Raw genomic sequence first — 13185 nt, 5'->3', positions numbered from 1 at the left:
CTACTTGGCCGACAGGGCCTGCTGCGCATGCTGCAGCATCTCGGTGATCTTCTCGGCGCTGGAAGGGTGGCCGAGGTAGTAGCCCTGCACCATGTCGCAGCCATACTGCTCGAGCAGCAGCAGCTGTTCGCCGGTCTCGACGCCCTCGGCCACCACCACCATCTTGAGGCCGTGGGCCATGGCGATGATGGCGCGCGTGATGGCCGCGTTTTCCGAATCCTGGGGCAGGCCGGCGATGAAGCTGCGGTCGATCTTGAGGGCCCGCACGTCGAAGCGCTTCAGGTAGTTCATCGACGAATAGCCGGTGCCGAAGTCGTCGATCGACAGGTGCACGCCGATGCCGCGCAGCTGCTCGAGCGTGACCAGCGTGGCGCGCGCATCGTCCATCAGGGTGCCTTCGGTCAGCTCCAGTTCCAGCAGGCGCGGCTCCAGCCCGGTCTCGTTCAGGGCCGACAGCACGATCTGCGACAGGTTCTCGTCCTTGAACTGCTTGGCCGACAGGTTGACCGCGATGCGCAGCAGGCGCCGCGTCAGGCGCTGCCAGGCGCTCGCCTGGCGGCAGGCGGTGCGCAGCACCCATTCGCCGATCGGGACGATCAGGCCGGTCTCCTCGGCAAGCGGGATGAATTCGGTCGGCGGCACCAGGCCGCGCTCGGGATGGCGCCAGCGCACCAGGGCCTCGACCCCCACGATCTCGGACGTTGCTACGTCCCGCTGCGGCTGGTAGACCAGGTACAGCTCGTCGTTCTGCAGCGCGCGGCGCAGGCCGACCTCGAGCTTCACATGGCTCATGATCTGCATCGTCAGCGAAGAGCTGTACAGCTTGGCGTTGTTCTTGCCGCAGTTCTTGGCATGATACATCGCGGTGTCGGCGAACTTGAGCAGTGACCCACAATCGTCGCCATCCTCTGGGAACAGCGAGATGCCGATACTGGCGGTGACGAAGATCTCGTTGCCTTCGATCAGAAAGGGCCGCCGCATCGCTTCCTTGACGCGGGTGGCGACGTTCAGCGCGTGCTCGACCCGCTCCAGGTCGGGAATCAGGATGGTGAATTCATCGCCGCCCAGGCGCGCCAGGCTGGCGGCATCGCGGGCGTCGTGCTCGACGCCTTCCCCGCGCGAGACCAGGTCGCTGGGACGGGTGGTCTCGCGCAGCCGCTCCGAGACCATCTTGAGCAGCTGGTCGCCGGCGTTGTGGCCCAGCGTGTCGTTGATGCGCTTGAAGGCATCGAGGTCCATGAACAGCACCGCGAACTTCTTGTTGCCCATCTTGGCGCGCTGCAGCTCGCGTTCCAGGGTCTCGAGAAAGGCTTGCCGGTTGGGGATGCCGGTCAGGCCGTCGCAATAGGCCAGGCGCCGGATCTGTTCCTCGGCGCGCTTGCGTTCGCTGATGTCGCGCACCAGGCCCAGCACCTCGGACGGGCTGGTGGCCACCAGGCGCGCCTCGAAGTGCAGCACCTCGCCGCATTCGATCAGTTCGTACTCGACCGAGCGCACCTGCTGGGTGGCGAGCACGGTCCTCAGCTGCTCCAGCATGCGCGCCGCGATCTCGGGCGGCAGCGTGTCGGACAGGTGCTTGCCGATGAAGCGCGCGCTGGCCGGGGGCGTGCTGGCCGGCCGTCCCGGGCCGGAATAGCCGGGCCGCTCCTGCGGCAGACGCGTCTGACCGGCCTCGTAGTCGAGATAGAAGCCGTCTCCGTTCAGGCGAAAGAAGGTGTCGGGGATGGCTTCGAGCACGGCGCGGTTCTGGGCGTCGGCGATGCGCAGGCGGGCGATGGCGTCGCTGGCGCGCAGCACGTACAGCACGCGGTGGCCGAGGATCGGCCAGTTGATCGGCTTGGAGACGAAGTCGGTGGCGCCGACCTCGTAGGCCTGGGTCACGGCCTCGACGTCGTCGCTGCCGGTGACCATGACGATCGGGACGCAGGCGCCGTCCTTCTCCGCGGCGCGGATCGTGCGGCAGGCCGTGAAGCCGTCCATGCGCGGCATGTCGACGTCCATCAGGATCAGGTCCGGCACGCGCTCGCGCGCAAGTTCGACCGCTTCCAGGCCGTCGCCGGCCTCGATGCCGTCCATCCCGACCTGGGTCAGCATCTCGAGCATCAGGAGGCGCATGACGGGATCGTCGTCGGCGACGAGCACCGTCCCGCGCTGGGTGGAGGCAAAGGCTGGCATGTCAGGATTCCTTTTCAAGCATGGCATGGAGCGACTGGCGCACCGATTGGAATTCGCGCTCCATGTCGCCCAGCAGGGGCGCGGCGCCGTCGACGCTGCCGCTGCGGCCGAGCTGTTCGAGATCGCGGCAGGCCGCGGCCAGGCGACCCGCCCCGATGTTGGCGCTGGCCGACTTGAGGCCGTGGGCGATGCGGCGCAGGCTTTCGGCGTCGCGCGTGGTCACTGCCTGGCGCAGCGCCTGCAGGTGGCGCGGGGTGTCGCCCACATAGGCGTTGATCACCTTCTGCACCAGGGCGTCGCCGGCGTCGCGGCTCAGCGCGCGGATATTGGCGAGGGCGGCGCGGTCGACCGGGGCGTTCTGCTGCGGCGGCGCTGGTGGTGGAGGTGGAGGTGGAGGTGGCGGTGGTGGTGGCGGCGGTGCAGCCGGCTGCGGCGAAGGCGGAAAGGGAAACGCGAGCGCCAGTTCGGCGTCGTCGTCATGGTGGCGCTCGGCCAGCACCGGCAGCGCCACCCAGCGTCCGATCACGGCCGCCAGCTGCTGCTGGGTGAAGGGCTTGGACAGGTAGTCGTCCATGCCGGCCGCGAGGCAGGCTTCGCGGTCGCCCTGCAGCGCGTTGGCGGTGATCGCGATCACGGGCAAGTTGCGCGCGCGGCCCATCTCGCGCTCGTGGCGCCGGATTTCCCCGGTCGCCGCGAAGCCGTCCATTACCGGCATCTGGCAATCCATCAGCACCGCGTCCCAGCCGCCTTCGTGCACCGCATGCAGCGCTTCCTGGCCATTGGTGGCGCAGTGGGTTTCCAGGCCCAGGCTCTCCAGCATTGCCCTGGCCACTTCGACGTTGACCGGATTGTCCTCGGCCAGCAGCACGCGCCGCGCGCGCCGCGCCGGCTGCTGGCGCGCCATCGGCGTCGGCCGGGGAGCATCGTACGGCGCCGCAGCGGCGGCGGCCGGATGATGCAGCCGCGCCGCGCGCGCCGTCAGGCAGGCGTACAGGTCGGCCGCGCGCGCCGGCTTGACCAGCTGGTAGGCCACGCCGGCCTCGCGCCGCTGGACCGGATCGGCGGCCAGCCGCTCTGGACTGAGCAGCACGAAATGGGTATTGATCGGGGTCGAACGGGCCACCGCCTCGGCCCGCACCGAGGCCGCCAGCGCCAGGCCGCTGGTCTGGGTCAGCTCCATGTCGAGCACCGCCGCATCGTAGGGCCGGCCGGCGCGCGCCGCGCTCACCAGGTGCTCGAAAGCGGCCGCGGCGCTGCCCACGCCCTCGCAGGCGGCGCGCCAGGCTTCCAGCTGCTGCACCAGTTCCTTCCGGCTGGCCTCCTGTTCGTCGACCACCAGCACCCGCAGTCCTTCCAGCGTGTGCTGGCGGTGGCCGGGCGCGTCGGGATCGACGCGGCGCTTGTCGAAGCTCAGCGTAAACCAGAAGATCGAGCCCTGCCTGGGCGCGTTCTCGACGCCGATCGTGCCCTTCATGAGTTCGACCAGCTGCTTCGAGATGGCCAGGCCCAGGCCGGTGCCGCCGTACTTGCGGGTGGTGGAATCGTCGGCCTGGGAAAAAGCGTTGAAGATGCGCGCCCGCGCGTCGCGCGAGATGCCGATGCCGGTGTCGTGCACCTCGAAGCGCAGAGCCACCCGCTGCGCGTCCTCGCCGGCCACCCGCACCCGCGCCATGATGCGGCCCTCGGTAGTGAACTTGATCGCATTGCCGATCAGGTTGGCCATGATCTGGCGCAGCCGGTTCGGGTCGCCGCAGATCGCCACCGGGATGTCGTTGGCGATGTCGAAGTCGCAGCCCAGGCCCTTGGCCGCCGCCTGCGGGGTGTAGACGTTGTGGATGTCGTCCAGCAGGTCCCACAGGTTGAAGTTAATGTATTCGATGGTCAGCTTGCCGGCCTCGATCTTGGAGAAGTCGAGGATGTCGTTGATGATCACCAGGAGGTGCTCGCCCGAGCGCTTGACCAGCTGCGTGTAGCGGCGCTGGGCCTCGGTCAGCTCGGTGGCGAGCAGCATCTCGGTCATGCCCAGCACCCCGTTCATCGGGGTGCGGATCTCGTGGCTCATGGTGGCCAGGAAGCCGCTCTTGGCGCGGCTGGCCGCTTCGGCCGCGTTCTTGGCCTTCTCCAGCTGCTCGGTGCGCACGCCGACCTGGCGTTCCAGTTCGTCGCGGTGATGCAGCAGGGCCGCGCCACGGTCCTCGATCTGGGCCAGCATGGTGTTGAAGCTGTCGATCAGCACGCCCAGTTCGTCGCTGCGCTTGTGCTGCACGCGCAGGCCGTAGTTCTGGCTGGCCGAGACCTTTTGCGCGGCCTGGATCAGCCTGGCGATCGGTTCGGCGATGCTGCGCTTGAGCGGCCGCGCCAGTCCCAGCGAGACCAGCAGCGCGGCCCCCATCGCCAGCCCGATCACCAGCAGGCTGGCCAGGATGTCGAGCCACATCGGCAGCAGGTCGGCCTCGATCATGATCGCGCCGACCGCCAGCTCGCCATGGCGTACCTCGTGCACCACGCGCATGTGGCGCGACAGCAGGGAGCTGCCCGCGCGATTGGCGTCGTCGAGCGTATCGAGCCCGAGATCGTCGAGCGAGGGGAGCTCCGCGCCCAGGCGCGACGGCGCGCGGTATTCGGCCAGCGAGCGGCCGAAGCGGTCGTACAGCACCGCCGCCGAGATGTCCTGCTGCGCTTCCAGCGCTGCCAGCGTCGCGCCGGCCTGGCGCCGGTCGACCAGCATCAGGTCGCTGGATGTGGCCGCGCCGATCACCCGCGCGAAGGCGGCCAGTCGCAGGCTTTCGGCCTGGCGGTGATGGATAATGGAAGTGACGGCGAAGGCGCAGAACACGAACAGCAGGGCGGTCGCCGTCGAGAGCAGCGAGAGGATGTTCAGCTTCCGGTTCAGGCTCGAGCGCTCGAAATTCTGCATCGCGGTTCCCGCAAACGGCACAGCGCAGCGGATCCGGCAACGACGCAGATCCTCCTAGCGGGCAAGAACCCGCAGGAAAAAAATATACGCACTAGGGAGGTGACAGCTTTGCGAATCCGCAAATGTGGCAAAGGGAACAATTCCATGTCGCAATTAGCATCGACGGGCGCAAATAAAGGGGCGCCCGCGGCGCCCCTTGTCGGATCAGTTCGTGCTGCCCGTCAGCAGCACGACGCCCGGCTTCCCCCATATCGCGCTTCCTGGCGCTCGCGGAAGAATTCCTCGTACGTCATCGGAGGCTGGTCCGGATGGGTACGCTCCATATGCGCCAGGTAGGTGTCGTACTCGGGCAGGCCGACCATCAGCCGCAGGCTCTGCCCGAGGTAGTTGCCGGCCTGTTTCAGGGTGCCGAACATCACTGCACCTGCGCGACAGGCATGGCGACGTACGGCGACTCCTTGGCGGTCGGCGCATTGGCGCGCCGCGCCTCCATCACCGTGCGCACGCCGTAGAACAGCACCGCCAGCACCACGAAGATGAAGAAGCCTGCCAGGCTGGCGTTGACGTAGTCGTTGAAGATGATGCGCTCCATGTCGATGATCGACTTGGCCGGCGCCAGGATCTCGCCCGCGTCGTGCGCCGCCTGGTACTTGTTGGCGTGCGCCACGAAGCCGATGCGCGGATCGCTGTGGAAGATCTTCTGCCAGCCGGCGGTGAGCGTGCAGGCCAGCAGCCACAGGGTCGGCATGATGGTCACCCACGCATACTTGGCGCGTTTCATCTTGAACAGCACGCAGGTGCCCAGCATCAGCGCGATACCGGCCAGCATCTGGTTGGCGATGCCGAACAGCGGCCACAGGGTATTGATGCCGCCCAGCGGATCGACCACGCCCTGGTACAGGAAGTAGCCCCAGGCCGCGACGCACAGGCCGGTGGCGAGCAGGTTGGCCGGCAGGGAATCGGTGCGCTTGAGCGATGGAGCGAAGGCGCCCAGCAGGTCTTGCAGCATGAAGCGGCCGGCGCGGGTGCCGGCATCGACCGCGGTCAGGATGAACAGCGCCTCGAACAGGATCGCGAAGTGGTACCAGAAAGCCATCATGGCCGGGCCACCGACCAGGTTCGACAGGATCTCGGCCATGCCGACCGCCAGCGTCGGTGCGCCGCCGGCGCGCGAGATGATGGTGTGCTCGCCAACGTTACGCGCCATCTGCTCCAGCGCTTCCGGCGTGATCACGAAGCCCATCTGCGAGACCGCCTGCGCCGCCGACTGCGCGGTGGTGCCGAGCAGCGCGGCCGGGCTGTTCATGGCGAAGTAGATGCCCGGGTCGATGGTCGACGCGGCGATCAGCGCCATGATGGCGACGAAGGACTCCATCAGCATGCCGCCATAGCCGATGAAGCGGGCCTGGGTTTCGTTTTCCAGCATCTTGGGCGTGGTGCCCGACGAGATCAGCGCGTGGAAGCCCGACACGGCGCCGCAGGCGATGGTAATGAACAGGAAGGGGAAGATATTGCCGGACCATACCGGACCAGTGCCGTCGATGAACTTGGTCATGGACGGCATTTTCAGGTCCGGGGCGACCACGATGATGCCGATCGCCAGCGCGAGGATGGTGCCGATCTTGAGGAAGGTGGACAGGTAGTCGCGCGGCGCCAGCAGCAGCCACACGGGGATCACTGCCGCGACGAAGCCATACCCGATCAGCATCCAGGTCAGTTCGGTGCCGGTGAAGGTGAACATCGGGCCCCAGGTCGGCGAATCGTGCACCCACTGGCCGCCGACGATGGCGAGCATGAGCAGGACGAAGCCGATCAGCGAGATCTCGCCGATGCGCCCGACGCGCACGTAGCGCGAATAGACCCCCATGAACAGCGCGATCGGGACGGTCGCCATCACGGTGAAGGTGCCCCATGGCGAACCGGTGAGCGCCTTCACGACGATCAGCGCCAGCACGGCGAGAATGATCACCATGATCATGAAGGTGCCGAGCAGCGCGATCAGGCCGGGGATCTCGCCCATCTCGGACTTGATCAGGTCACCGAGCGAGCGGCCGTCGCGGCGGGTCGACATGAACAGCACCATGAAATCCTGCACCGCGCCGGCGAACACGACGCCGGCCAGGATCCACATCATGCCGGGCAGGTAGCCCATCTGCGCGGCCAGCACCGGGCCGACCAGCGGACCGGCGCCGGCGATCGCGGCGAAGTGGTGGCCGAACAGGACGTTCTTGTTGGTGGGGACGTAGTCGAGGCCATCGTTGAACTTGTAGGCCGGGGTCTGGCGCGTGGGGTCGAGCCCCATCACCCTGGTGGCGATGAACAGCGAATAGAAGCGGTAGGCGATCAGGTAGACGCAGCCGGCGGCGGCGACGATCCAGATGGCGTTGATGGTTTCACCGCGCTTGAGCGCGATGTAGCCGAGCGAGAACGCGCCCAGGATGGACAAGGCGATCCATCCGAGCATGCTCGAGAGACGTTTCATGGGTGACTCCTCCGAAGTGGATTGATGCTTTTGCGCCAGTACGTGCCGACGCCATTATTGACAGCATGCCGTTGAGTATCTTGCACTATTGTCAGTACCGCAAGCGCATGATTACGCAGTCTCTACGTAATCCTACGTAGATCGGTCTCCGCCATCGGACGTAGAATGCAGGCCTTCGAATCGACCCATGCGAGAAAAACCTATGCGGCTGAGGCAAAAAGTGATCGTGCTGGCCGTCGTGCCACTGGTGGTGGCGCTGTGCGCGATCGCGCTCTTCGTGCGCCAGCAGGGGGTGACCCTGGCGGCCGAGCAGCGCGCAACGATCCAGCGCGCCTACCTGGCGAGCAAGGAGGCCGAGCTGCGCCACTACGTCGAGCTGGCCACGCGCTCGATCGCCCACCTGACGCGCACCGGGGACAGCGGCCCGGCCACCCAGCGCGAAGCGATCCGCATCCTGTCGAGCCTGAGCTACGGCGAAGATGGCTACTTCTTCGTCTACGACACCCGGGGCAACAACCTGATGCACCCGCGCCAGCCGGAGCTGGTCGGTACCGATATGTGGGAGTGGCGCGACTCGACCGGCGCGCCCACCATCCAGCGCCTGATCGCGCTGGCCAGCGGGGGCGGCGGCTTCTTGCGCTATACCTGGGCCAAGCCCTCGAGCAACCGGCCGGCGCCCAAGCTGGGCTACGTGGTGCCGATCGCGCACTGGAACTGGGTGATGGGCACCGGCATCTACCTCGACGACGTCGAATCGGCGCTGGCGCTGGTCGACGCCCAGCAGTCGCGCAATATCGAAGAGACCCTGCTGTGGATGGCGGTGCTGGCCACGGTGGCGGCGGTGGGCGTGGCCGGCGGCGGCCTGGCGCTGAACATCAGCGAAGGCAGGGTGGCCGACGCCAAGCTGAAGGCGCTGGCCCAGCGCGTGGTGGAATCGCAGGAAGAAGAACGCGCGCGCCTGTCGCGCGACCTGCACGACGGGATCAGCCAGGCGCTGGTCTCGGTCAAGCTGCAGCTGGAGGCGGGCATCATCCGCATCGACGGCGATGCGGCGCGGCGCGAACAGGGCCGTGCAGGGCTGGAGCGTACCGTCGAGCAGGTCAAGACGCTGCTGGGCGAGGTGCGCCGCATCTCGCACGACCTGCGTCCGACCCTGCTGGACGATATGGGCCTGGCGCCGGCGCTGGACCACCTGGCCAGCGAATTCGGCGAGCACGCGGGCGCGCCGGTGCGCTTCCGCGCGGCCGGCGCGGTGGACGCGCTGCCCGAGATCGTGGGCACGATGCTGTTTCGCATCGCGCAGGAGGCGCTGACCAACGTCGAGCGCCACGCCCAGGCGCGCCACATCGAGATGGTGCTGGAACGCGTCGGCGACCTGGTGAGCCTGAGCATCGCCGACGACGGCGTGGGCTTCGATACGGACGGCGTGGCCGTGCATCCCAAGCGCGGCATCGGGCTAAGGAATATGATGGAGCGCATGGAGGCGATCGGCGGACGGTTCTCGATCGTGTCGTCGCCCACGGGCACCCGGGTGGTGGCCAGCATCGATTTGAAGGAGCAAGGCAGTGATTGGTGATGTGAGTGGTGAAGTGAATGATGAAGTGAATGAGGTAAAAATCCTGCTGGTCGACGACCATCCGCTGGTGCGCGACGGCCTGCGCGCGCGGCTCGAGTCGGCGCCCCACCTGACCGTGGTGGCCGAAGCCGGCTCGGGCGAGGAAGCCCTGGCGCGTGCCGGGGAGTTCCACCCCGACCTGGTGCTGATGGACGTGAACATGCGCGGCGGGAGCGGCATCGAGGCCACCTACCAGCTCACCGCGCGCTATCCCGGCATCGCGGTGCTGATGTTGTCGATGCACGACAAGCCCGAATACGTGAGCCAGGCCATGGCGGCCGGCGCCCGCGGCTATGTGCTGAAGGACGCGCCGGGCAAGGACATCGTGCTTGCCATCGAAACCGTGATGGGCGGCGGCATCTACTACAGCGCCGCGCTGGCGCGCCAGCTGGCCAATCCGGCCACGCCGAGCGACCAGCTGACGGCGCGCGAGCAGGAAGTGCTCAAGCATATCGCGGCCGGGCAGTCGAACAAGCAGATCGCGCGCGACCTCGACTTATCGGTGCGCACCGTCGAAACCCACCGCCTGAACATCAAGCGCAAGCTCGGCATCGAAGGGCAGGCCGAATTGATCCGTTTCGCGGTCCAGCGCGCCGGTAGTAACTGAGAGTGAACTCTCAATATCCACTGAGAAACATTGCGGTTGCTTTATAGTATTCGCTGCCATAAGATTGCCTGAATAATATTGAGAAACATCATATGGCCGAGCAGGGACATTTTCCGCTGGTAGCAATCGACCCGGTCGCCAATGCGCAGAACGAATGGGTGGCGTTAAGCATCAGGCTGGCGCCCGGCGCCGACCTGGCGCAACGCCTGCAAGCGGTGTTCGCCGGCGCCGACCTGCTCACCGCGATCGCTCCGCTCGACTGCCTGCTGCACCTGGATGGCCCGGAGGCGCTGACGGCGCCGGTGCTGGCGCTGCTGCCGGCCAACCGCGTCGGCCTGGTGATCAAGGCCGGGGCGCTGGCATCCGACAGCGCTGCGCGCCAGCTGGCCGAGCTGCATGCCTACGGCTATCGCGTCTGGCTCGACGGCGACGTCCCCGAGGGTGCGCAGGCGCCAGCGGCCCTGCGCTCGGCGGCGCGCGATTGCCGCGCGCATGGTGATGCCGCGCTGCTGCCGGGCCGCCTGGTCTCGCTGTTTGGACCGCACCTGGCGTACGGCGTCGACGGCGCGCGCCGCTTTTCCGAATGCGAGAACGCGGGTTTCGACTGGTTCAGCGGCGACTATCCCCATGACCCCGACGCGGCGCCATCGAAGGACGACGACGGCAGCTCGCGCCGCCGCATCCTGACTCTGCTGGGCCTGTTGGCGCGCGACGCCGAATCGCGTGAGCTGGAAGACCAGATCAAGCAGGATCCGGCGCTGGCCTACCACCTGCTCAAGCTGGTGAACTCGGCGGCGTTCGCGGTGAACACCCAGATCACGAGCTTCTCGCATGCGATCACGGTGCTCGGCCGGCGCCAGCTGCAGCGCTGGCTGCAGCTGCTGCTGTACGCGCGCCAGCAGCCGGACGGCTTGCCGAACCTGCTGCTGCCGCTGGCGGCGCGCCGCGCCGCGCAGCTGGAAGCCTTGAGCCGGGAGGCGGGCGGCGACCGCGACGCGCAAGACCTGGCCTTCATGACGGGCGTGTTCTCGCTGCTCGACCGCCTGCTGCACATGCCGATGGCGGCGATCGCGGCCGACCTGTACCTGCCGGACGACGTCGCCGGCGCCCTGGTCGAACGGTGCGGCGCGCTCGGCGCCTGGCTGCGGCTGACCGAGACGCATCCGGACCAGCCGATGCTGGAAGAGGCGGGCGTGAGCCCCGCCGCCTGGTGGACCAGCCTGCTGCACGCCTATCATTGGGCGATCCAGGTGGGCCGGAATGTCTGACCTGCGCGAACTGGATTCCTTCGACTTCGTCGGCGGCACCACCGCCGTCTGCGACGCCATCCTCCGCCTGCGTGGCGACGTCCTGAGCCTGGAGCTGGGACGCCTGGCGGCCCTGCTCACGGGCAGCCCGGAGGGACGCTTCGTGCCGGGCGCCGGCTTGATCGATCCGAACCCGCCGGGCGCGCGCATCCTGCGCCATCCGGTGGCGGCCGGCATCGAGCAGTTCGGCTGGTATGAGGTGAGCCGCGGCGAAGGGTATTGCCCCGAGACCGAGCGCAAGCTGGTGGCGCTGGCAGGGCTGACGGCCAGCCTGCTGCAGATGCACGCGCTGGCGCAGCGTTCCACCCACGCCTATGTGCAGATGGAAGCGCAGCTGGCGCACCAGTCCCAGATCCTCGACCAGATCCACGAGTCGGTGCTGACGATGGACCAGATGGGCTACATCACCAGCTGGAACCGCGGCGCCGAGCAGCTGTTCGGCTATACCGCGCTGGAAGCGATCGGGCGCAACATCCTGTTCTTGTACGCCGACGAGGACGGCGGCGACGACATGCAGCCCGACCTTTTCGCGGAGCAGGGCGGGCGCATGATGGAAGTGCGGCGCCGGAAAAAATCGGGCGAGGTGTTCTGGGCCAGCCTGTCGCTGTCTCCGCTGCGCGACCTGGCCGAGCGGCCGACGGGCCTGATCGCCTATCTCACCGACATCACCGAACGCAAGCAGGCCGAGGAGCAGCTGCATCACCTGGCCTATTACGATGAGCTGACGGGCCTACCGAACCGCACGCTGTTCGCGCGCCTGGTCGACCAGGCGCTGGCGGTGTCGCAGCGCAACGAGACGGCGGGCAGCGTGCTGTTCGTGGACCTGAACCGCTTCAAGCGCATCAACGACACACTGGGCCGGCGCATCGGCGACGAGCTGCTGCGCCAGGTCGCGCAGCGCTTCAAGGACGCCCTGCGCGAAGAAGACGTGGTGGCGCGCCTGTCGGGCGACGAATTCGCGGTGGGGCTGTCGGACATCCGCCAGCACTTCGAGGCCACCACGGTGGCGCAGAAGCTGCAGGCCTCGCTCGACGCGCCGTTCTTCATCGGCGGGCACGACCTGCGCGTGGGCGCCAGCATCGGCATCAGCGTGTATCCGCAGGACGGCAACGATGCCGAGACCCTGCTCGGCCTCGCCGACATCGCGATGGAGCGCGCCAAGCGCGCCGACGCCAATCCGGACCGCAGCGTCGCCTTCTACAGCCAGGACATGAACAAGGGCATGCAGGAGCGCATGCGCATCGAATCGGGCTTGCGCCATGCGCTGGGCAACGGTGAACTGATCCTGTATTACCAGCCGAAGTTCGAGATCGCCAGCGGACGCATCGTGGGCGCCGAAGCCCTGGTGCGCTGGGTGCATCCGCAGCGCGGCATCGTGCCGCCATCGGAATTCATTCCGCTGGCCGAGACCACGGGCCTGATCGTGCAGGTGGGCGAGTGGGTGCTGGAGCAGGCCTGCGCGCAGGCGGCGATCTGGCAGAGGTCGGGGATTGCTCCTTTCCGGCTGGCGGTGAACGTGTCGGCGCGGGAGTTTACGCCGTCGTTACCTTCGCGGGTGGCCGATACCTTGCGGCGCTACCAGCTCGATCCGTCGTGGCTGGAGCTGGAGATCACCGAGAGCACGCTGATGCACGACTTCGAGCGCGTGACGGCGATCATGGACCGGATCACGGCGCTGGGGGTGTCGTTGTCGCTGGACGATTTCGGGACCGGGTACTCGAGCTTGTCGTACCTGAAGCGGTTTCCGATCCAGACCCTCAAGATCGACCGCTCGTTCACGACCGGGATACCGAAGGATGCGAGCGATTGCGCGATCGCGGGCACCATCGTCAGCATGGCGCGGCAGCTGTGTTTGCGGGTGATCGCGGAAGGGGTGGAGACGCTGGATCAGCTGGAGTTTTTGCGCGAGGCGGGGTGCGATGAGGTGCAGGGGTATCTGTATGCGGCGCCGCTGCCGGCGTATGATTTCGAGCGGTGTTTGCGGGATAACTGGTTATTGATCGGGTAAGCAGGGTCCTGGGGTTTGTCGGGCTGCGCGCTGGCGGCCCATCGATGGCCGCTCGCTGATGCACGTCGTTCCCG

At 67.4% G+C, this 13185-nt stretch carries 8 protein-coding genes; 4 read left to right on the top strand and 4 right to left on the bottom strand.

The window, feature by feature from the left end:
* The 4 genes from DIR46_RS04850 to DIR46_RS04835 form a co-directional block, all read right to left on the bottom strand.
* Positions 1-2175: a putative bifunctional diguanylate cyclase/phosphodiesterase gene (locus tag DIR46_RS04850; RefSeq protein WP_109344229.1), complete on the bottom strand. Its 2175-nt coding sequence runs from the start codon at positions 2173-2175 to the stop codon at positions 1-3.
* Between the two features lies 1 nt (position 2176).
* Positions 2177-5092: a hybrid sensor histidine kinase/response regulator gene (locus DIR46_RS04845; RefSeq protein ID WP_109344228.1), complete on the bottom strand. Its 2916-nt coding sequence runs from the start codon at positions 5090-5092 to the stop codon at positions 2177-2179.
* 221 nt (positions 5093-5313) lie between these two features.
* Positions 5314-5508 carry a YbdD/YjiX family protein gene (locus tag DIR46_RS04840; protein ID WP_109344227.1) on the bottom strand — a complete coding sequence of 65 codons (195 nt, stop codon included), beginning with the start codon at positions 5506-5508 and terminating at the stop codon, positions 5314-5316.
* Complete coding sequence (locus tag DIR46_RS04835; protein WP_109344226.1) at positions 5508-7574, bottom strand: carbon starvation CstA family protein; 2067 nt, start codon at positions 7572-7574, stop codon at positions 5508-5510. Before DIR46_RS04835 ends, DIR46_RS04840 begins: the two co-directional genes overlap by 1 nt.
* A gap of 202 nt (positions 7575-7776) precedes the next feature.
* Between DIR46_RS04835 and DIR46_RS04830 the strand changes: the two genes are divergently transcribed.
* The 4 genes from DIR46_RS04830 to DIR46_RS04815 all read left to right on the top strand — a co-directional run bounded on the left by DIR46_RS04830 (position 7777) and on the right by DIR46_RS04815 (position 13111).
* Entirely contained in the window at positions 7777-9150 is a 1374-nt protein-coding gene (locus DIR46_RS04830; RefSeq protein ID WP_109344225.1) for a cache domain-containing protein, read from the top strand.
* A gap of 25 nt (positions 9151-9175) precedes the next feature.
* Positions 9176-9796, top strand: a complete 621-nt coding sequence (locus tag DIR46_RS04825; protein ID WP_229446497.1) for a response regulator — start codon at positions 9176-9178, stop codon at positions 9794-9796.
* A gap of 92 nt (positions 9797-9888) precedes the next feature.
* A complete protein-coding gene (locus DIR46_RS04820; RefSeq protein WP_109344223.1) occupies positions 9889-11064 on the top strand; it encodes an HDOD domain-containing protein in 1176 nt (391 codons plus the stop codon).
* The gene (locus DIR46_RS04815) at positions 11057-13111 is read left to right on the top strand and encodes a putative bifunctional diguanylate cyclase/phosphodiesterase (RefSeq protein WP_109344222.1); all 2055 of its coding nucleotides are present in this window, start codon (positions 11057-11059) and stop codon (positions 13109-13111) included. The genes DIR46_RS04820 and DIR46_RS04815 overlap by 8 nt, the downstream gene beginning before the upstream one ends.
* Positions 13112-13185 lie beyond the last annotated feature (74 nt).

Origin of the sequence: Massilia oculi (genome assembly GCF_003143515.1) — a bacterium.
Classification (GTDB): domain Bacteria; phylum Pseudomonadota; class Gammaproteobacteria; order Burkholderiales; family Burkholderiaceae_D; genus Telluria; species Telluria oculi.
This window is presented reverse-complemented; position numbering and strand designations above follow the sequence as displayed.

Coding starts and splice junctions, on each gene's coding strand:
- DIR46_RS04815 (WP_109344222.1), top strand. CDS start 11,057: ATGTCTGACCTGCGCGAACTGGATTCCTTCGACTTCGTCGGCGGCACC.
- DIR46_RS04840 (WP_109344227.1), bottom strand. CDS start 5,508: ATGTTCGGCACCCTGAAACAGGCCGGCAACTACCTCGGGCAGAGCCTG.
- DIR46_RS04830 (WP_109344225.1), top strand. CDS start 7,777: ATGCGGCTGAGGCAAAAAGTGATCGTGCTGGCCGTCGTGCCACTGGTG.
- DIR46_RS04845 (WP_109344228.1), bottom strand. CDS start 5,092: ATGCAGAATTTCGAGCGCTCGAGCCTGAACCGGAAGCTGAACATCCTC.
- DIR46_RS04850 (WP_109344229.1), bottom strand. CDS start 2,175: ATGCCAGCCTTTGCCTCCACCCAGCGCGGGACGGTGCTCGTCGCCGAC.
- DIR46_RS04820 (WP_109344223.1), top strand. CDS start 9,889: ATGGCCGAGCAGGGACATTTTCCGCTGGTAGCAATCGACCCGGTCGCC.
- DIR46_RS04835 (WP_109344226.1), bottom strand. CDS start 7,574: ATGAAACGTCTCTCGAGCATGCTCGGATGGATCGCCTTGTCCATCCTG.